This is a genomic window from Thalassobaculum sp. OXR-137 (assembly GCF_034377285.1).
Lineage (GTDB): Bacteria > Pseudomonadota > Alphaproteobacteria > Thalassobaculales > Thalassobaculaceae > Thalassobaculum.
In genome coordinates this window covers 3,647,894-3,666,097 of the sequence record NZ_CP139715.1, presented here as the reverse complement: position 1 = coordinate 3,666,097, position 18,204 = coordinate 3,647,894, and the positions used below count along the sequence as shown (strand labels likewise).

Genomic DNA, 18,204 nt, shown 5'->3' with positions numbered 1-18,204 from the left:
TGCGGGTCCTGTCTCCAGCTTGCATCGTCATCCCGAACTTGTTTCGGGACCCCAAGGCGGTTGGACGGGGTGAGGTCCCGAAACAAGTTCGGGATGACGGGGTGGGGTGTGCGGGGCAAGCGGACCGATGCTGGAAAAGTACGGTGGCCGTTCCATAGCGTCGGCATGCTGCCCACGGTCTACATCGTCACCAATAAAACGCGCGGAACCTTGTATATCGGCGTGACCAGCAACCCTGCCCGCAGGATCAGCCAGCATCGACGCGGAGAAGGGTCCGCCTTCGCGTCCAAATACAAGCTGCGGCGGGTTGTCTACTACGAACATCCACCGACGATGGAGGCGGCGATCCGGCGCGAGAAGCAGCTCAAGAACTGGCATCGGGATTGGAAGATCGCCCTGATCGAACAGGGCAATCCCGAGTGGTTGGACCTCTGGCCGGGTGACTAGCGGGTCCCTGCCCCTGAGCCTTCTCCCCTTCACCCGTCATCCCGAACTTGTTTCGGGACCTCACCCCACCCAAGCACTGCAAGGTCCCGAAACGAGTTCGGGATGACGAGGGGGGAGCGGATGTGAAAAGCCCGGCCCAGGTGCCCGGGCCGGGCTTCGATGTCGTTCAGAACCGATCGGGCGGTCGGTTACACACCCAACCTCACTTCAGCGCCTCGTCGGTGATCGCGTGGGTCCAGGCACCTTCCGGCTTCTTGGAGATCACCGGGTCGGAGCCGCCGGCCAGCAGGGTGTCGACCGTGCGGGTGTAGTCGGCCTCGGCCAGCGCGCCGTTCGAGCCGGCGGTCAGCTTGGCGATCTCGCCCATCATGCGCTTCTGGTGCTTCTCGGTCTGGGCACCGCTCGCGTCGTTGTCGAGCACGATCTCGGCCGCCGCGTCCGGGTTCGCTTCCGCCCATTTCCAGCCCTTCATGGAGGCGCGCACGAAGCGGACCATCTTGTCCACGAAAGCCGGATCCTGGAGCTTGTCCTCCATCACATAGAGGCCGTCCTCGAGCGTGGCGACACCCTGCTCCTGGTACTTGAACACCACCAGTTCTTCGGCGGGAATGCCGGCGTCGATGATCTGCCAGTACTCGTTATAGGTCATGGTCGACACGCAATCGGCCTGCTTCTGCAGCAGCGGATCGACGTTGAAACCCTGCTTGAGCACCTTCACCCCCTCGGCCGAGCCGTCGGTCGGGATGCCGAGCTGGGCCATCCAGGACAGGAAGGGATACTCGTTGCCGTAGAACCACACGCCCAGGGTCTTGCCCTTGAAGTCGGCCGGCTTGGTGATGCCGGTGTCCTTGCGGCAGGTCAGCATCATGCCCGAGCTCTTGAACGGCTGGGCGATGTTGACCAGCGGCACGCCCTTCTCGCGGCTGGCGAGCGCGGACGGCATCCAGTCGATGATCACGTCGGCACCGCCGCCGGCGATCACCTGCGGCGGGGCGATGTCCGGGCCGCCCGGCTTGATGGTGACGTCGAGATTTTCCTCGTCGTAGAATCCCTTGTCCTTGGCCACGTAATAGCCGGCGAACTGGGCCTGGGTGACCCATTTCAGCTGCAGCGTCACCTCGTCCGCCGCCATGGCCTGGGAGGCGGCCAGACCCATCACTCCCAATACGGCTCCTGCAATCAGTCTGCGCATGTCTGTGCTCCCTGTTCTTGTTGACGCATCCGCGCGCCGGGCCGGTTTGGTCAGGCCCGGTTCGACGGATGCCAGAAGGTGACGGCCCGCTCCACGAGCGCGACGGCACCGAAAAACGCGGAGCCGGCCACTGCGGCCACCGCGATCTCAGCCCACACCATGTCGACATTCATGCGGCCGACTTCGGTGGAAATGCGGAACCCCATCCCGACGATGGGGGTGCCGAAGAACTCCGCCACGATGGCACCGATCAGCGCCAGGGTGGAGTTGATCTTCAGCGCGTTGAAGATGAAGGGCGCCGCCGCCGGCAGCCGCAGCTTCACCAGGGTCTGCCAATAGCCGGCCGCGTAGGTGCGCATCAGATCGCGCTCCATCCGCCCGGCCTCGGCAAGGCCGGCGACCGTGTTCACCAGCATCGGGAAGAAGGTCATGACGATGACCACCGCCGCCTTGGACGGCCAGTCGAAGCCGAACCACATGACCATGATCGGAGCGATGCCGATGATCGGCAGGGCCGAGATCAGGTTTCCGACCGGCAGCAAGCCGCGCTGCAGGAAGGGCGAGCGGTCGATGGCGATGGCGACGAGGAAGGCCGAGCCGCAGCCGAGCGCGTAGCCGATCAGCACGGCCTTCAGGAAGGTCTGCTGGAAGTCGGCCCACAGGATCGGGATCGACGCGGCGAAGCGGGCGCCGATGGCCGAGGGCGGCGGCAGCAGGACCATGGGCACATTCAGCCCCCGGGTGATCACCTCCCACAGCACCAGCAGGGTGACGCCGAACAGCACCGGCACGGCGAGTGCGGTCCAACGCCCTCCCCGCCCCGAAGCGGTCAGCCGCTCCACGAACAGCCAGGCAGAGAGCCAACCGGCCACGGCGAGGCACCAGTATCCGGCACCTCCCCGATCGATCACCGTGAGGGCCATGAGCAGCGCGATCCCGGCGGCCAGGGTCAGGCAGCCGTCCACAAGAACCGGCAGCGGAAAACGGAACCGCACGAGGCTCACCACGCAGAGCAGCGCGAAGATGGTGAGAAACGGCGTGTCGGTCAGCCCCGTCTGCGCCGACAGCGGCAGCACCAGCCCGAGCAGGCCCAGCAGCCCGATGGCCGCCGCGAGGCCGCTCTGCAGCCGGGTCATGGCCGCACCCCCATGCGCCGGGACACGTAGCTCCCGGCGAGCCCGACGATGGCGACCAGCATCGCCGCCAGGACGGCAGCGACGATCAGCGCCGACCAGATCTGCACCGTCTGGCCGTAATACGAGCCCGCCAGCAGCCGCGCGCCGAGCCCGGCGACGGCTCCGGTCGGCAGCTCGCCGACGATGGCGCCGACCAGGCTGATGGCCACGGCCACCTTCATGGAGGCGAAGAGATAGGGCATGGAATGCGGCCAGCGCAGTTTCCAGAACACCTGGGAGGTGGAGGCGCTGTAGGTGCGCATCAGGTCGAGCTGGATCGCCTCCGGCGCGCGCAGCCCCTTCACCATGCCGACGACGATAGGGAAGAAGCTGAGATAGGTGGAGATCAGCGCCTTGGGCAGCAAGCCGGACAGGCCGACCGCATTCAGCACCACGATGATCATCGGCGCGATCGCCAGGATCGGGATGGTCTGGCTGGCGATCACCCAGGGCATGACGGAACGGTCGGTCGCCCGGTTGTGGACGATGGCGACGGCCAGCACGACGCCCAGCACCGTGCCCATCGCGAAGCCGGCCAGGGTCGCCGAGAGCGTGATCCAGGCGTGGTAGACAAGACTGCGCTTGGAGGTGACCTTCTTCTCCGCCGTGGTCTGCCAGATCTCCACCGCCACCTGATGCGGCGACGGCAGGACCGGGCGCTCCTGCGCCATGGTGTCGACGACCAGATCGGCGGCGGCCCAGTCCCGCCCCTCGCGTTCGTAGACGCCCAACTGCCACGGCGTGTTCAGCCAGATTGTCGCGGCGTACCAGATGCAGACGATCGCCGCGACGACGACCAGAATGGGAAAGGTCTTGCCGCCCCCCGCCGTCATTCCGCGTCCTCGTAGGAATGACCGGCCCGCAGCCCTTCGCGCACCCGGTGGGCGATTTCCAGAAACTCGGGTGTCTCGCGGATGTCGAGCGGGCGCTCGCGCGGCAGGGTGCTCTCGATCACGTCGGTGACCCGGCCCGGCCGAGGCGACATGACGACGATCTTGGTGGAGAGGTAGACCGCCTCGGGGATCGAGTGGGTGACGAAGGCGATGGTCTTGGTGGTCCGCGCCCAGAGCTGCAGGAGCTGCTCGTTCAGGTGGTCGCGCACGATCTCGTCCAGCGCCCCGAACGGCTCGTCCATCAGCAGGATGTCGGCGTCGAAGGACAGCGCCCGGGCGATGGAGGCGCGCTGCTGCATGCCGCCGGAAAGCTGCCAGGGGAACTTGTTCTCGAAGCCGGTCAGGTTGACCAGCTCCAGGGTCCGGGCGATGCGCTCGCGCTGCTCGGCCTTGGAATAGCCCATGATCTCCAGCGGCAGCGCCACGTTGCGGGCGATGGTGCGCCAGGGATACAGACCGGCCGCCTGGAACACATAGCCGTAGGCCCGGTTCAGCCGCGCCTGCTCCGGCGAGACGCCGTTGACCGAAATGTAGCCGCCGGTCGGCTGCTCCAGGTCGGCGATCACCCGCAGCAGGGTGGTCTTGCCGCAGCCGGAGGGGCCGATGAACGAGACGAAATCGCCCTTGTCGATGGTCAGCGACACATCGCTCAGCGCCTGAACCGGTCCGTCGCCGGTCTGGAACGTCAGGTCCAGATGCTCGGCCCGGATGACCGGTACGCCGGAAGGTGCGGAAGCGCTGGGCGAGGCAAGGTTCAAGGCGACGCCCTCCTTGGCGTTCTATCGTTGCGCCGGCCGGCCATTCCGTCGGCCGGCCTGGGGACCGAAAGGCGGGATCAGACGCCGGCCGGCATCTTGGCCGGGTCGCGGATCACCTTGCGCGGCGCGGTGATCTCCTTCCAGGTCGACAGCGCCCGGTTCGGGGCCGGGTTGGCCGGCCGCTTCACGAACTCGCCGTGGCCCGGCTTCGCCTTCACCTCGCTCTCGACGATGGCCACCTCGCCGCGGGTCAGGGTGAAGCGCGGCAGGCCGGTGACCTCGATCCCCTCGAACACGTTGTAGTCGATGACCGACTGCTGGTTGCCGGCTGAGATCGTCTTCGAGCGCTTCGGGTCCCACACCACGATATCCGCGTCGGAGCCCTCGCGGATCGCGCCTTTGCGCGGGTACATGTTCAGGATCTTGGCGATGTTGGTGGAGGTGACGGCCACGAACTCGTTCATGGTCAGCCGGCCGGTATTCACCCCCCGGGTCCAGAGCACCGGCAGACGGTCTTCCAGGCCGCCGGTGCCGTTCGGGATCTTGGTGAAGTCGCCCACGCCGTAGCGCTTCTGCTCGGTGGTGAAGGCGCAATGGTCGGTGGCGACCACCTGCAGGCTGCCGGCGGCAAGACCGGCCCACAGGCCGTCCTGATGCAGCTTGGAGCGGAACGGCGGCGACATCACCCGGCGGGCGGCATGGTCCCAATCCGGGTGCTGATACTCGCTCTCGTCCAGCACCAGATGCTGGATCAGCGGCTCGCCGAAGACGCGGATGCCCTTCTGCCGGGCCCGGCGGATCGCCTCGTGGGCCTCCTCGCAGGACACATGAACGATGTAGAGCGGCACACCGGCCATGTCGGCGATCATGATGGCGCGGTTCGCCGCCTCGCCTTCCACTTCCGGCGGGCGGGAATAGGCATGCGCCTCCGGCCCGGTATTGCCCTCGGCCATCAGCTTGGCCTGGAGCTGGGCGACCACGTCGCCGTTCTCCGCATGGACCAGGGGCATGGCCCCCAGATCGGCGCAGCGCTGGAACGACGAGTACATCTCGTCGTCGTCGATCATCAGCGCGCCTTTATAGGCCATGAAGTGCTTGAAGGTGGTGATGCCGCGATCGACCACCGTTTCCATCTCCTTCCAGACCTGCTCGCCCCACCAGGTGATGGCCATGTGGAAGGAATAGTCGGCGCAGGCCTTGGACGACTTGTTGTCCCAGGCCTGCATCGCCTCCAGCAGCGACTGGCCCGGCGCCGGTAGGCAGAAGTCGACCACCATGGTGGTCCCACCAGAGAGGCCGGCGCGGGTGCCGCTCTCGAAATCGTCGGCGGAATAGGTGCCCATGAAGGGCATTTCCATATGGGTGTGGGGGTCGATGCCGCCCGGCATCACGTAGCAGCCGACCGCGTCCAGCACCTCGTCGCCGGACAGGTTCGGGCCCACGGCCGTGATCTTGCCGCCCTCCACCAGGACATCCGCCTCGAAGGTCAGATCGGCGGTGACGACGGTCCCGCCCTTGATCACCTTGCTCGCCATCTATTCCTCCTCTGCCTCGTGCGGATTTTCTTCTGTGACGTTAGCTCAGGCGACGATCTCCGCCGCTTCCACCACGGCCTGGAACAGCACGTCAGTGCCGGCCCGCGCCCAGTCCGGAGAGATCTCTTCCGCCTCGTTGTGGCTCAAGCCGTCGACGCAGGGGCACATGACCATGGCGGTCGGCGCCACCCGGTTGATCCAGCAGGCGTCGTGGCCGGCGCCGGAGACCAGATTGCGGTGGCTGTAGCCGAGCCGCTCGGCGGCCTCGCGGATCATGGTCACGCAGCCTTCGTCGAACTCGACGGGGTCGAAGCCGCCGACCTTCTCGACTTCCATGGTGAGGCCGATCTCGTCGCAGATCTTCTGCGCGCCTTCCTTCAGGCGGGTCTCCATATCCTCGATGATAGCCTTGTCGGGGGAGCGGAAATCGACGGTGAAGACGGCGCGGCCGGGAATGATGTTCCGGGAATTCGGATAGATCTCGCAATGGCCGATGGCGCCCACGGCGTGCGGCTCGTGGCTCCAGGCGATCTCATCCACCAGCTGGGTGATCCGCGCCATGCCGAGCCCCGCGTTCACCCGCATCGGCATCGGGGTGGAGCCGGTGTGGCTCTCCTTGCCGGTGATCGTGAACTGCAGCCAGGTCAGCCCCTGGCCGTGGGTGACGACGCCGATATCCTTGCCCTCGGCCTCCAGGATCGGCCCCTGCTCGATATGCAGCTCGAAGAAGGCCTTCATCTTGCGGGCGCCGACCTCCTCGTCGCCGACCCAGCCGATGCGCTTCAGCTCGTCGCCGAAGCTCTTGCCGTCTCGATCGGTGCGGGCATAGGCCCAGTCGAGCGTGTGAATGCCGGCGAACACGCCCGAGGCCATCATCGCCGGGGCGAAGCGGGTGCCCTCCTCGTTGGTCCAGTTGACCACGACGATCGGGTGCTTGGTCTTCACGCCGGCCTCGTTCAGGCTGCGCACGACCTCCAGCGCGCCGAGCACGCCGAGAACGCCGTCGTACTTGCCCCCGGTCGGTTGGGTGTCCAGGTGGCTGCCGACATAGACCGGCAGCGCGTCGGGATCGGTGCCCTCGCGCCGGAAGAACATGTTGCCGGCCTTGTCGACGCCCATGGTGCAGCCCTCGGCCTCGCACCATTTCTGGAATAGGGCGCGGCCCTCGGCGTCCTCGTCGGTAAGGGTCTGGCGGTTGTTGCCGCCGGCGATGCCGGGGCCGATCTTCGCCATCTCCATCAGGCTGTCCCACAGCCGATCGCCGTTGATCCGCAGGTTGCTCGCCGCCGACATACCGGACTCCCCCTTCCGTGCTCGGGAGTCCGCCCGCCCGCCTGGGTCCCCAACCGCTTGGGGGTTGCGGGCCGCGCGACTTCCGCCTGTAATCATATGACCTTGACCAAATGGTCAAAAACTAGGCTATCAGGCCATGGTTGCCGGTCAAGGTCATAGTTTACCCGCCGCCTGCCCGATTTTTGTGCAGAATCATGCGCCTATCGGGGATCCGGAGACACCGTCGGAGACGCATGGCCCGCGCCGCAGAGACCCGCCGCCGCACCCGCATCCAAGAAGAGAAGGAAGGCCGGATTCTGTCGTCCGCCCTGGACATCTTTGCCCAGAACGGCTTCGCCGGTGCGACCCTGGACGAGATCGCCGCCGGAGCGGGCATGTCGAAGCCCAACCTGATCTATTACTTCCCCGGCAAGGAGCAGATCTACCGCGCCGTGCTCGGCCGCACGCTGGAGACCTGGCTGGAACCGCTGATGGCCCTCGACCCGGCCGGGGAGCCGCTGGCCGAGATCCGCGGCTACATCCGCCGCAAGCTTGAGATGTCGCGCGCACGGCCACAGGAGTCGCGGCTGTTCGCCGGCGAGATCCTGGCCGGCGCACCGCTGATCCGCGACGTGCTGGAAGGCGAGTTGAAGGACCTGGTGGACGAGAAGGTGGCGGTGATCCGCGCGTGGATCGCCGACGGCAAGCTGGCGCCGCACGACCCCTATCACCTGATCTTCGCGCTCTGGGCCACGACCCAGCACTACGCCGATTTCGACACCCAGGTTCAGGCCGTGCTCGGCCGCGAAACCGACGAGTCGGCGCGCTACGCCGGCGCGGAGCGGTTCATGGAGGAGGTGATCCTGCGGGGGTTGCGGCCGGAGTGACATCCTCTTGCGCAACCCCACTTCCATGTACCGGCGAGGCTACACGAGCGTGTGTTGCAGTGACGACGATCTGACTTACTGCTCGACAGGGCGGATCGGGGATTTTCTAATATTGAGGCCCTTTTTCTTCTACCTCCGAAAGGCGGGTGCGCGTCATGTCCCTGGACCCTCCCCACGCCGTTCCGCCGACGCTCCGCGTCCTTGAGAATGTCTTGCCGCCGCAGACCATCGAGATTTTGAACGGACTCAATGCCTGGGCCCTCGGAGACCGCCCGGCGCAATCCGCGGGTCTTGCCGGTCGGAAATCGGAGAAGACGCTTCGAGACATGATCGCCGAGGGCACGATCGGCCATCCAAGGGGTCTGTTCGCGCTGTTCAAGGGCACTGAAATCGAAGCCGTCTGGCATGAGGTTTTGGGGCCGGATATCGCGTTGTGTCTCAGTTCCACGATCATGCGCGACTTCAATCCTGTGAATCGGCCGACCCCGGCACGCTGGCACTACGATGCGTTCCTGCTGGGTATGTCGACGCCGATGCTGAATACCTGGGTGCCGCTGAACGATGTCGGCGTGACCGCACCGGGCATGACGATGTGTCGGATCCCCCATTGGCCGCATGACTATTGGCAACGCGCGGTCGAGATCGCGGACGAAAACGGCATGATCCCCGCCACGCGGCAGGAAGAGGTCAAATACAGCAACGATGAAATCCTGGCGCTCGCGGAAAAGGAGCCGGAGTCCCCGATCTTCGACACGGTTCTGAATGCCGGGGACGTGATCGTCTTCGACCACCAGCACATCCACGGGACACAGCACAGCCTGGTGAACGCTGGACGTCGCAGGTCGCTCGAAATCCGGGTCGTGTCACTGAAATCCGCGCTGCACCTCAGAGATGTCGGCAACCCGCATATGTTCATTCCGTTCGAATAGGGCCCGGCGGAAGAGGACCGGACGACCCTTCGGATTGACGAGGATTCCGATGCGCTGAATATGCTGGCGCTCGTCGGCCATTGTGCACGGCTGTCGGGATGGGGATGCTGGACGCTCGGGATCGGGCCGGCGTTGACTGTTCGCCCTGCCCTCCCAGTCCCACCGCCCGGGCGACGGGCGCCGCCAAGCGAGACAGGACTCCCATGAAGACGCTGACCACCGACGCCCTCCTCGACGCCGTCAAGCAATGGGTGGAGATCGAGAGCCCGACCCAGGACGCGGCCGCCGTGAACCGGGTGGCCGACCTGGCCGAGAGCCAGCTCCGGGCGATCGGTGCCGCCATCGAGCGGGTTCCGGGGACCGACGGGTTCGCGGACATCCTGATCGGCCGGATCCCCGGCGAGACAAATGGAGAGGGCATCCTGCTTCTGGGCCACATGGACACCGTGCATCCGGTCGGCACCATGGCCGGGCCGCTGCCCTGGCGGGTCGAGGACGACCGGGTCTACGGCCCCGGCATCTACGACATGAAGGGCGGCAACGTGATGGCGCTGCAGGCCCTGACCCATCTGCACGATACCGGCCGCCGCCCGAAGCTGCCGGTCACCGTCATGTTCATCCCGGACGAGGAGATGGGCAGCCCGAGCTCGCGCGCCCGCATCGAGGCCGAGGCGCGCCGGCACCGGCTGGCGCTGGTGGTCGAGCCGTCCGGCGACGGCGGCCGCATCACCGTCGCCCGCCACGGCATCGCCCGCTACTACCTGAAGACCACTGGCGTGCCGGCCCATGCCGGCGCGTATCACTGGAAGGGCCGCAGCGCGATCCGCGAGATGGCCCATCAGGTCACCGCGGTCGAGGCGATGACCGACTACGACCGCTACATCACCCTGAACGTCGGCACGATTTCCGGCGGCACCCACGAGAACCTGGTGCCGATCGAGTGCCGCGCCTGCGTCTACGCGATGGTCGGAACGGTCGAGAGCGAGGCCGAGGTCCGCGAGAAGCTGATGGCGCTGACGCCGGTCGATCCGGACGTCCGGCTCGAGGTCACGCCCGGCCTCTTCCGCCCGCCCTACGCCAAGAGCCCCGAGATCCAGGCGCTGTACGACCATGCCTGCGCCCTGGCCCGCGAGATCGGCTTCGAGATCCCGGGCGAGCGCATCGCCGGCGGCGGCAGCGACGGCAACTTCACTGGCGCCCTCGGCCTGCCGACCCTGGACGGTCTGGGTGTGGTCGGCGACGGCCCGCACACCCACCATGAGCACCTGCTGAAATCGTGCCTGGTACCGCGCACCACGCTGCTGGCCCGGCTGTTCGAAACCCTGGACTAAGGGATTGGCGGACGCCGCTGATGCTACCGCGCGGGGTCGCGGTTCAGGACGAGCATCAGCAGCGCCAGCACCGTGGCCGCCACGCCGAGCAGCACCGGCGGCTGCACCCAGCCGTGGCCGCTCAGCCCTTCCAGCACGATCACCACAGTGGGAATGAGATAGCCATAGGCCATCACCTTGGCCGCCGGCAGGCGCAACGCCCCGTAGCGCATCAGGAAGAAGGTGATCGCCGAGGCAAAGACCGAGATGTACAGCGCCGTCACCCAGACGATCGGCGGCAGCGCCGTCCAGTCGGTGCGCAGGATCGCCGGGAAGGCGTAAATGCCGACGACCAGGAACCCGCCGAGCACGGTCCACAGGGTAAACAGCTTGCCGCTCTCCCCCCGGTTCAGGACGGTGATCAGCGGGATGTACAGGGCGTGGCATACGCAGGCGCCGAGGAAGATCAGTTCGCCCGCGCCGATATCGAAGGCGAGCATGGCGTCGACGTCGCCGCGGAACACCACCCACACCGCCCCGCTCGCCGCCAGCAGCAGGCTGCCGCCGACCAGCGGACCGATGCCCTGGCGCAGGATGACGAAGGCGAACAGCGCGGTCATCAGCGGGGTCATGGTGAAGACCGCGGCGAGGCTCACCGGATCGGTCAGCCGCAGCGCCTCGAACATCAGCACGAAATAGGAGCCGAGCAGCACGCCCAGCAGCAGGAAGCGCCAGGGTGCGGTGACCATCAGCCGCCACTCGCCCTTGCGGCCTGCGAGGATCGCGCCGGTCATGACGGCCGCCGCCAAGGCGAAGCGCAGGGCGGTCAGCGCCCCGGGATCGATATGCGGCGCGGTCAGATGCCCCAGGGTGAACGACCCGCTGATGAGCGTGGCGAACAGCAGCATCGCCGCATGGCCCTTGAGGGCTTCGAGGCGGGCGGTGGAGGTGTCAGCCATACAGAATCGATTCGATGACATTGGATTGGACGGGACGCCATCCGAGCGCCCGACGGGTGTGCGGCGCGCCCATCGTCTGGTCAAGGGCATAACCGGCCGCCCAGTCGCCCAGCTCGGACATGGCCTGCTCGACGGGACGATGGATCGGGGCCGGAGCCCGGCATCGCGCCGATACCGCTTCGGCGATCTCGCCGACCGGCACGCCGGCCTCCGCGACGCCGTGATAATCGGTGCCGGCGGCCCCGCGTTCCAGCACAAGCCGATACAGCCGGGCCAGATCGTCGCGATGGACCAGGGGCCAGCGGGTCTCGGGCGGCCCGATCACCTGCGGCGCCTTCCCGTCCCAGGCCGCCTCGAAGAACCCGCCGATCACCCCGGCGCCGTCGTCCCAGACCATCGCCGGATGCACGATCCTCACATCGAGACCCGGTTCGGCCAGAAGGCGGCTTCGGTGCTCGACCATGAAGGCGAAGGCCGGGAGCGGGTCGAAAGGCGCCCCCTCCACGGCCGTGCGGTCCCCGACGGCACCGTACAGCCAGCACCCGCCGGTATAGACCGCCGGCAGTCGTGCGCCCCGCGCCCGCGTCCATGCCGCCGACCACTCGCTCAATGCCAGCAGGAACGCCGCCTCCTGCGCCGCCATGTCCGGCCCGAAGGTCGCCGCCGTATGCACCACCGCATCGACCTCCGCCGCCGGCGGAAGCCAGGCCGGCGCGTCGTCCATCGCGCCCCGGATTGGATCGGCGCCCAGCGCGGTGATCTTGGCTTCAGCCGTTTCGCTGCGCGCCAGGGCGAAAACTTGGTGCCCAGCGGACAGCAGGTCCCGCGCAACCGCCGAGCCGATGAACCCGGAAGCGCCCGTCATCAGGATACGCATCACCCATCCGCCTGAATTGTCCTGGCACCCGAACCGGCGCCGGAGAAGAGGCATAGCGCTGCGGGATTTTTAAAACAAGTGTTCGCTTGTTAAATAAATTGCCCGTCCTTCGACACGTCGCTTCGCTCCTGCTCAGGACGAGGTCGGGTGTGTTGAGAATTGATGACCTCGCCCTGAGCAGCCCCGCAGGGGCGTGTCGAAGGGCGGGCCAAAGGCGGAAGGCTCTAAGATTTCACTTCGCGCCCTGATTCGCATCGCGATGACATCAGGAGAAATGTCCCCCCGCCTACTCCGCCCCCTACTCCGCCGCCACCGAGGACGGGTTGTTCGGATGCTGGGTCCAGTTGCCGTATTCATCCTGGACCGTCCGCCCCGTGCGCGGGTCTACGCTGCCCGCCGGCAGCTTCTCCATGGTGATGCAGCCCTCAACCGGGCAGACATTGACGCAGAGATTGCAGGCCACGCATTCGGCGTCGATCACCTCGAAATGCCGCATGCCGTCCTTCATCGCCGTGATCGCCTGGTGCGAGGTGTCCTCGCAGACGATGTGGCAGCGGCCGCACTTGATGCAGAGATCCTGGTCGATCCGCGCCTTGGCCACGTAGTTCAGGTTCAGGTACTGCCAGTCGGTCACGTTCGGCGTCGCCAGCCCGGTGAAGTCGCCGATCCGGGCATAGCCCTTGCCGTCCATCCAGCGCGACAGGCCGTCGATCATCTCCGTCACGATGCGGAAGCCATAGGTCATGGCAGCGGTGCAGACCTGCACGTTGCCGGCCCCCAGGGCCATGAACTCGGCCGCATCGCGCCAGGTGGTCACCCCGCCGATGCCGGAGATCGGCAGGCCGCCCATCTCCGCGTCGCGGGCGATCTCGGCCACCATGTTGAGGGCGATCGGCTTCACCGCCGGGCCGCAATAGCCGCCATGGCTGCCCTTGCCGTCGATGGTCGGCTCCGGCGCCATCAGGTCGAGATCGACCGAGGTGATGGAGCTGACCGTGTTGATCAGCGAGACCGCGTCGGCCCCGCCCTTCTTGGCCGCACGGGCCGGGTAGCGGATGTCGGTGATGTTCGGGGTCAGCTTCACGATCACCGGCATGCGGGTGTTCTGCTTGCACCAGCGGGTGACCATCTCGATGTATTCAGGCACCTGGCCGACGGCGGAGCCCATGCCCCGCTCCGACATGCCGTGGGGGCAGCCGAAATTCAGCTCCACCCCGTCGGCGCCGGTATCCTCCACCTGCTTCAGGATCTCGGTCCAGCAGACCTCCTCGCAGGGCACCATCAGCGACACCACCACCGCCCGGTCGGGCCAGGCGCGCTTGACCGCCTTGATCTCGTCCAGGTTGGTCTGCAGCGGCCGGTCGGTGATCAGCTCGATGTTGTTGAGGCCGAGCAGCCGGCGGTCCGCGCCCCAGACGGCGCCGTAGCGCGGGCCGTTGACGTTGACGATATGCGGGTCGAGGCCGAGGGTCTTCCACACCACGCCGCCCCAGCCGGCCTGGAAGGCGCGGACCACGTTGTACTCCTTGTCCGTGGGCGGCGCGGAGGCCAGCCAGAACGGATTCGGGGACTTGATGCCGACGAAGTCGCTGCGCAGATCTGCCATGCTCTGGTCCTCCGTCTCACGCCGTCAGGGCGCGGTGGATGCTTTCGGCGGCGTCGCGGCCCTGGGCCACGGCCGTCACGGTCAGGTCGTCGCCCGCCGCCACGCAGTCGCCGCCGGCCCAGACCCCGGCAAGGCTGGTGCGGAACTCCGCGTCGACCACCAGCCGCCCTTTGTCGATTTTTGGGCCGTCGGGCGCCTCCAGGGTCTGACCGATCGCCGTCAGCACGACGTCGGCGGCAAGGAAGAAGGTCTCGCCGGTCCCCTCAAGGCCGCTGGCGCCGGCACGGGTGTATTCGAACTCCACGCCCCGCCGGTCGCCGTCGGAGACGACACGGACCGGCCTCGCCCAATGCTTGATGGCGACACCCTTGGTCTGGGCCAGGTCCTGCTCGAAATGGCTGGCGTTCATCGATTCCTGGCCGCGGCGGTAGACGATGGTGACCTCTTCCGCCCCCAGCAGCTTGGATTGAACCGCCGCGTCGATCGCCGTCATGCCGCCGCCGATCACCACCACCCGGCGGCCGATGGCGAGCGACGACGGCTCCGGCGAGGACCGCAGCTCGGCGATGAACGCCACCGCATCCTCGACGCCCGGCAGGTCCTCGCCCGGCACGCCGAGCGCGTTCACGCCCGCCAGACCGATGCCCAGGAACACCGCGTCATAGTCCCATTTCAGCCCTTCGACGGTGATGTCGCGGCCCAGCGCCTTGCCGGTCTCCAGCGTGATGTTGCCGATGCCAAGTACGAAATCGACCTCGTCGCGGGCGAAACCGCCGGGCGTCTTGTAGGCGGCGATACCGTATTCGTTGAGGCCGCCCGGTTTCGGCCGCGCATCGAACAGGGTCACCGCATGGCCCTTCGTCGCCAGGCGGTGGGCGCAGGCGAGCCCCGCCGGGCCGGCGCCGACCACGGCGACCTTCTTGCCGGTGTTGCAGCCGCGCTCGTAGGGATGGGTGTTGGCCGCCATGAGATGGTCGGTGGCGAAGCGCTGCAGCCGGCCGATCTCCACCGGCTTGCCCTCGGCGGCCTCGCGCACGCAGGCCTCCTCGCACAGGGTTTCGGTGGGACAGACGCGGGCGCACATGCCGCCCAGGATGTTCTGGTCGAAGATCGTCATCGCCGCACCGGCCGGGTTGTCGGCGGCGATCTGGCGGATGAACATCGGGATGTCGATGGTCGTCGGGCACGCCGTCATGCAGGGTGCGTCGTAGCAGAAGTAGCACCGGTCGGCGGCCACCGCCGCCTCGTGGCGGGTGAGCGGCGGGTGGAGATCGGAGAGGTTGGCGGCAACCTGTTCGGCCGTCAGCCGACCGGCCTTGACGTCCGCTCCCTCGAAACCACGCGTCATGGCACTCTCCCTTGGTCGGACCAGGAGAAAAGCCTGCCTGCCGGTAAAAGTTTTATCAAGTGGTCAAAGTTATGGAGGATCGCCAGTGACGTTCTTTAAGGGCCTGAGCCTGGAGACGGTGGAGGTGGCCGCCGGCCCGATGCGCCTGCGCCGGGGCGGCGACGGGCCGCCGCTGCTGATGCTGCACGGCAACCCGCAGACCCATGCCATGTGGCACGCGGTGGCACCGCGTCTGGCGGAATCCTACACGGTCGTCTGTCCCGACCTGCGCGGCTATGGCGGCTCGCACAAACCGCCGGCGACCGCCGACCACGCGCCCTACTCCAAGCGGGCGATGGCCCAGGACATGGCCGACCTGATGGCCGCCCTCGGCCATGACCGGTTCCGCGTGGTCGCCCATGACCGGGGCGCGCGGGTGGCGCACCGGCTGGCGATCGACCACCCGGACCGGGTGGAGCGGATGGCGCTGCTCGACATCGTGCCGACCATCGAGCATTTCGAGCGCGCGGATATGGCCTTCGCCATGGGCTACTATCACTGGTTCTGGTTCGCCCAGCCGCATCCCTTCCCCGAGACGATCATCTCGGCGGCACCCGAGGCCTGGTTCCGCGCCCATACCAACCGCGAGCCCAAGGATGACGGGTTCTTCCACCCCGAGGCCATGGCCGATTACCTCGCCGCCGCCCGGAACCCGGAGATGATCCGCGGCATGTGCGAGGATTACCGGGCGGCCGCGACCATCGACCTGGATCACGACCGCGCGAGCCGGGAGGCCGGCGACCGCATCCGCTGTCCGCTGCTGGCGATGTGGGGCACCAAGGGCAAGATCGGCCAGTGGTACGACCCGGTGGCAATCTGGCGGCAGTATTGCGACGGTCCGGTGACCAGCCAGGCGATCGACACCGGCCACTACCTGGCAGAGGAGGATCCCGAGGCGACGCTGGCGGCGCTGGAGCCGTTCCTGGCGGGGTAAGGGGTATCTCCCTCTACTCTCCTTCTGCGTCTTCCCGGACTTGATCCGGGATCCAGAGAGGTCGCCGCTGGAGTGGATAGCCACTATCTGAGGCGTCTCAGCGAGCGGCGACCCTGGATCCCGGATCAAGTCCGGGAAGACGGGAGAGAACGAAGTACGGTGTCCCTTCCCGCTTGTGCGCATCCCGCGGAGCGGGTCTGATACCGGCAGGCATCTCCACGGTGAGCGGTTGCGATGTTCCGATATCTGCTGATCGTCCGGTTCGCGCTGATCAACGTGGTGGCTGCCGCCCTGCTCGCCGGCGCCTATCTGCAGGGCTGGCTCGATGCGGTCGTCAAGGGCGACCTGATCGAACTCTCCCTCGTGATCGTCGCGGTGTTCTCCTACGGCTTCCTGTACTGCGCCCTGCGCGTCGGTCAGACCAGCGGCGAGCTGGACGAGATCCGAACCGCCACGCCTTCCGACGGCACGCCCGCCGCCCTCTACCTGGAGAAGGCCCGCTTTAGCCACGACCGGGAGAGCCCGCGGGGCGTGCTGCGGATGCGGCTGGGGCGGCGCATCGCCACCGTGCGCCACATCGCCAACAGCCTGGTCTTCCTCGGCCTGATCGGCACGGTGATCGGCTTCATCATCGCCCTGTCCGGGGTCGATCCCAGCCGGGCCGCCGACGCCGACAACGTGGCCGACATGGTGGCCACCCTGATCTCCGGCATGTCGGTCGCGCTGAACACCACCCTGGTCGGCGCGGTGCTCTATGTCTGGCTGATCGTGAACTACCGGCTGCTGTCCAGCGCCACCGTCGACCTGCTCACCGAAACCATCGATCTCGGCGACGGCGGCTAGGGATCGGCCATGGAGGATCCGTTCGACGATTTCGAGGAGGACGGCACCGACACGGTCTTCCGCGACGTGATCATGCTCGCCCTGATCGGCTTCGTCGCCATGGTCATCATGCTGCTGCCCCATATCAGCCGCGAGAAGCAGGAGACCAAGGACGACAACGCCCCCGGCAACGTCATCGTCGAGATGCACTGGCCCTCCGATATGGAGAACGACGTCGACCTGTGGGTGAAGGCGCCGGGCGAAGGCCCGGTCGGCTTCTGGAACCAGGGCGGCGAGGTGTTCAACCTGCTGCGCGACGACCTGGGCGCCATCGGCGACGCCACCGACGAGAACTACGAGGTGAGCTACAGCCGCGGCATCCCGTCGGGCGAGTATATCGTCAACGTCCACATGTACGGCCCGCCGCCGCAGGGCCGGGCGATCCCGGTCAAGGTGGTGGTCAGCGTGAAGAAACCGCGCGAGGACACCCGCCAGATCCTGGAGACCACGGTCGAGCTGCGCCGCTACAACCAGGAGGAAACGGCGTTCCGCTTCCGCCTGTCGGCCGAGGGCGACCTGGTCGAGAACAGCGTGAGCACCCTGCGCTATCCCCTGATCACCGGCCGGTGACGGCCACCGGAGGCCCGGATGGATACACTGATCTACGTCTTCGCCGTCAGCACCGCCGTCGCCGCCTGCCTCGCCAGCCTGGCGATCTGGGCGCCGCGCCTGCCCTGGGTGCGGATCGGCGCGCTGGCGGTCGCCACGCTGCTGATCCCGATCAGCTACATCCAGTTCGTCGAGTTCCTCAGCCGGCCCAAGCCCCGCTCCATGGAATGGATGCAGCGCAATGCCGCCGCCGCCGAGGTGTTGGCGGTCAGCCTCGCCGAGGGCGAGGCGATCTACATGTGGCTGCGGCTCACCGGCGAGCGGGAGCCGCGCTACTACAAGTTCCCCTGGGACCTGCGGCTGGCCGAAAAGCTCGAGGAGGATATCGAGACCGCCATGGAGAAGCAGGGCAAGCTGGTGCTGCAGAACCCGTTCGAGAACCGGCGGCCGGGCGACTATGGCGACCTCAACGTGGAGATCGTGCCGCCCAACCTGCCCCCGACCAAGCCGCCGCCGTCGATGCCGCGGTTCCATAATCCACGCGACCTTAAGATATGAGACTTGGCGGGGTGAACGAATTAACCCTTCGAAATATCCGAAATATATAAAAGT

The 18,204-nt window shown here is 67.0% G+C and carries 18 protein-coding genes; 8 read left to right on the top strand and 10 right to left on the bottom strand.

Translation table 11 applies throughout. From position 1 onward, the window contains the following. The first annotated feature begins 165 nt into the window (after positions 1 to 165). Positions 166 to 447 (top strand): GIY-YIG nuclease family protein, encoded by a 282-nt coding sequence (locus tag T8K17_RS16965; RefSeq protein WP_322330921.1) that lies wholly within the window; start codon positions 166 to 168, stop codon positions 445 to 447. Positions 448 to 649: 202 nt separating this feature from the next. On the opposite strand, the gene T8K17_RS16960 is transcribed toward T8K17_RS16965, so the two are convergent. The 6 genes from T8K17_RS16960 to T8K17_RS16935 form a co-directional block, all read right to left on the bottom strand. Further along, a complete protein-coding gene (locus T8K17_RS16960; protein WP_322330920.1) occupies positions 650 to 1,639 on the bottom strand; it encodes an ABC transporter substrate-binding protein in 990 nt (329 codons plus the stop codon). A gap of 50 nt (positions 1,640 to 1,689) precedes the next feature. Further along, positions 1,690 to 2,775 carry an ABC transporter permease gene (locus T8K17_RS16955; RefSeq protein WP_322330919.1) on the bottom strand — a complete coding sequence of 362 codons (1,086 nt, stop codon included), beginning with the start codon at positions 2,773 to 2,775 and terminating at the stop codon, positions 1,690 to 1,692. Then, on the bottom strand, positions 2,772 to 3,647 hold the full coding sequence (locus tag T8K17_RS16950; protein WP_322330918.1) for an ABC transporter permease: 876 nt from the start codon (positions 3,645 to 3,647) through the stop codon (positions 2,772 to 2,774). Before T8K17_RS16950 ends, T8K17_RS16955 begins: the two co-directional genes overlap by 4 nt. After that, complete coding sequence (locus T8K17_RS16945; RefSeq protein WP_416153200.1) at positions 3,644 to 4,417, bottom strand: ABC transporter ATP-binding protein; 774 nt, start codon at positions 4,415 to 4,417, stop codon at positions 3,644 to 3,646. Before T8K17_RS16945 ends, T8K17_RS16950 begins: the two co-directional genes overlap by 4 nt. A 125-nt stretch (positions 4,418 to 4,542) precedes the next feature. After that, positions 4,543 to 6,000: a dihydropyrimidinase gene (gene hydA, locus T8K17_RS16940; RefSeq protein WP_322330916.1), complete on the bottom strand. Its 1,458-nt coding sequence runs from the start codon at positions 5,998 to 6,000 to the stop codon at positions 4,543 to 4,545. 45 nt (positions 6,001 to 6,045) lie between these two features. Then, positions 6,046 to 7,293: a Zn-dependent hydrolase gene (locus T8K17_RS16935; protein WP_322330915.1), complete on the bottom strand. Its 1,248-nt coding sequence runs from the start codon at positions 7,291 to 7,293 to the stop codon at positions 6,046 to 6,048. A 233-nt stretch (positions 7,294 to 7,526) separates the two neighbouring features. Between T8K17_RS16935 and T8K17_RS16930 the strand changes: the two genes are divergently transcribed. The 3 genes from T8K17_RS16930 (at position 7,527) to T8K17_RS16920 (ending at position 10,419) form a co-directional block, all read left to right on the top strand. Beyond that, entirely contained in the window at positions 7,527 to 8,159 is a 633-nt protein-coding gene (locus T8K17_RS16930; RefSeq protein WP_322330914.1) for a TetR family transcriptional regulator C-terminal domain-containing protein, read from the top strand. 155 nt (positions 8,160 to 8,314) lie between these two features. Beyond that, the gene (locus tag T8K17_RS16925; RefSeq protein ID WP_322330913.1) at positions 8,315 to 9,088 is read left to right on the top strand and encodes a phytanoyl-CoA dioxygenase family protein; all 774 of its coding nucleotides are present in this window, start codon (positions 8,315 to 8,317) and stop codon (positions 9,086 to 9,088) included. 203 nt (positions 9,089 to 9,291) lie between these two features. Then, the gene (locus T8K17_RS16920; RefSeq protein WP_322330912.1) at positions 9,292 to 10,419 is read left to right on the top strand and encodes a M20 family metallopeptidase; all 1,128 of its coding nucleotides are present in this window, start codon (positions 9,292 to 9,294) and stop codon (positions 10,417 to 10,419) included. A gap of 23 nt (positions 10,420 to 10,442) precedes the next feature. Here T8K17_RS16920 and T8K17_RS16915 read toward each other — a convergent pair whose 3' ends face one another. The 4 genes from T8K17_RS16915 to T8K17_RS16900 form a co-directional block, all read right to left on the bottom strand. Continuing rightward, positions 10,443 to 11,357, bottom strand: a complete 915-nt coding sequence (locus tag T8K17_RS16915; RefSeq protein ID WP_322330911.1) for a DMT family transporter — start codon at positions 11,355 to 11,357, stop codon at positions 10,443 to 10,445. Further along, positions 11,350 to 12,234, bottom strand: a complete 885-nt coding sequence (locus T8K17_RS16910; protein WP_322330910.1) for an NAD-dependent epimerase/dehydratase family protein — start codon at positions 12,232 to 12,234, stop codon at positions 11,350 to 11,352. The genes T8K17_RS16915 and T8K17_RS16910 overlap by 8 nt, the downstream gene beginning before the upstream one ends. 298 nt (positions 12,235 to 12,532) lie before the next feature. Further along, on the bottom strand, positions 12,533 to 13,840 hold the full coding sequence (gene preA, locus T8K17_RS16905) for an NAD-dependent dihydropyrimidine dehydrogenase subunit PreA (RefSeq protein WP_322330909.1): 1,308 nt from the start codon (positions 13,838 to 13,840) through the stop codon (positions 12,533 to 12,535). A gap of 16 nt (positions 13,841 to 13,856) precedes the next feature. Then, positions 13,857 to 15,188 (bottom strand): NAD(P)-dependent oxidoreductase, encoded by a 1,332-nt coding sequence (locus T8K17_RS16900; RefSeq protein WP_322330908.1) that lies wholly within the window; start codon positions 15,186 to 15,188, stop codon positions 13,857 to 13,859. 85 nt (positions 15,189 to 15,273) lie between these two features. Between T8K17_RS16900 and T8K17_RS16895 the strand changes: the two genes are divergently transcribed. The 4 genes from T8K17_RS16895 to T8K17_RS16880 all read left to right on the top strand — a co-directional run bounded on the left by T8K17_RS16895 (position 15,274) and on the right by T8K17_RS16880 (position 18,150). After that, positions 15,274 to 16,161 carry an alpha/beta hydrolase gene (locus T8K17_RS16895; RefSeq protein ID WP_322330907.1) on the top strand — a complete coding sequence of 296 codons (888 nt, stop codon included), beginning with the start codon at positions 15,274 to 15,276 and terminating at the stop codon, positions 16,159 to 16,161. A gap of 234 nt (positions 16,162 to 16,395) precedes the next feature. After that, entirely contained in the window at positions 16,396 to 17,004 is a 609-nt protein-coding gene (locus T8K17_RS16890) for a MotA/TolQ/ExbB proton channel family protein (protein ID WP_322330906.1), read from the top strand. A 9-nt stretch (positions 17,005 to 17,013) separates the two neighbouring features. After that, entirely contained in the window at positions 17,014 to 17,613 is a 600-nt protein-coding gene (locus T8K17_RS16885; protein ID WP_322330905.1) for a hypothetical protein, read from the top strand. An 18-nt stretch (positions 17,614 to 17,631) separates the two neighbouring features. Beyond that, entirely contained in the window at positions 17,632 to 18,150 is a 519-nt protein-coding gene (locus T8K17_RS16880; RefSeq protein ID WP_322330904.1) for a hypothetical protein, read from the top strand. The last annotated feature ends 54 nt before the right edge of the window (positions 18,151 to 18,204 follow it).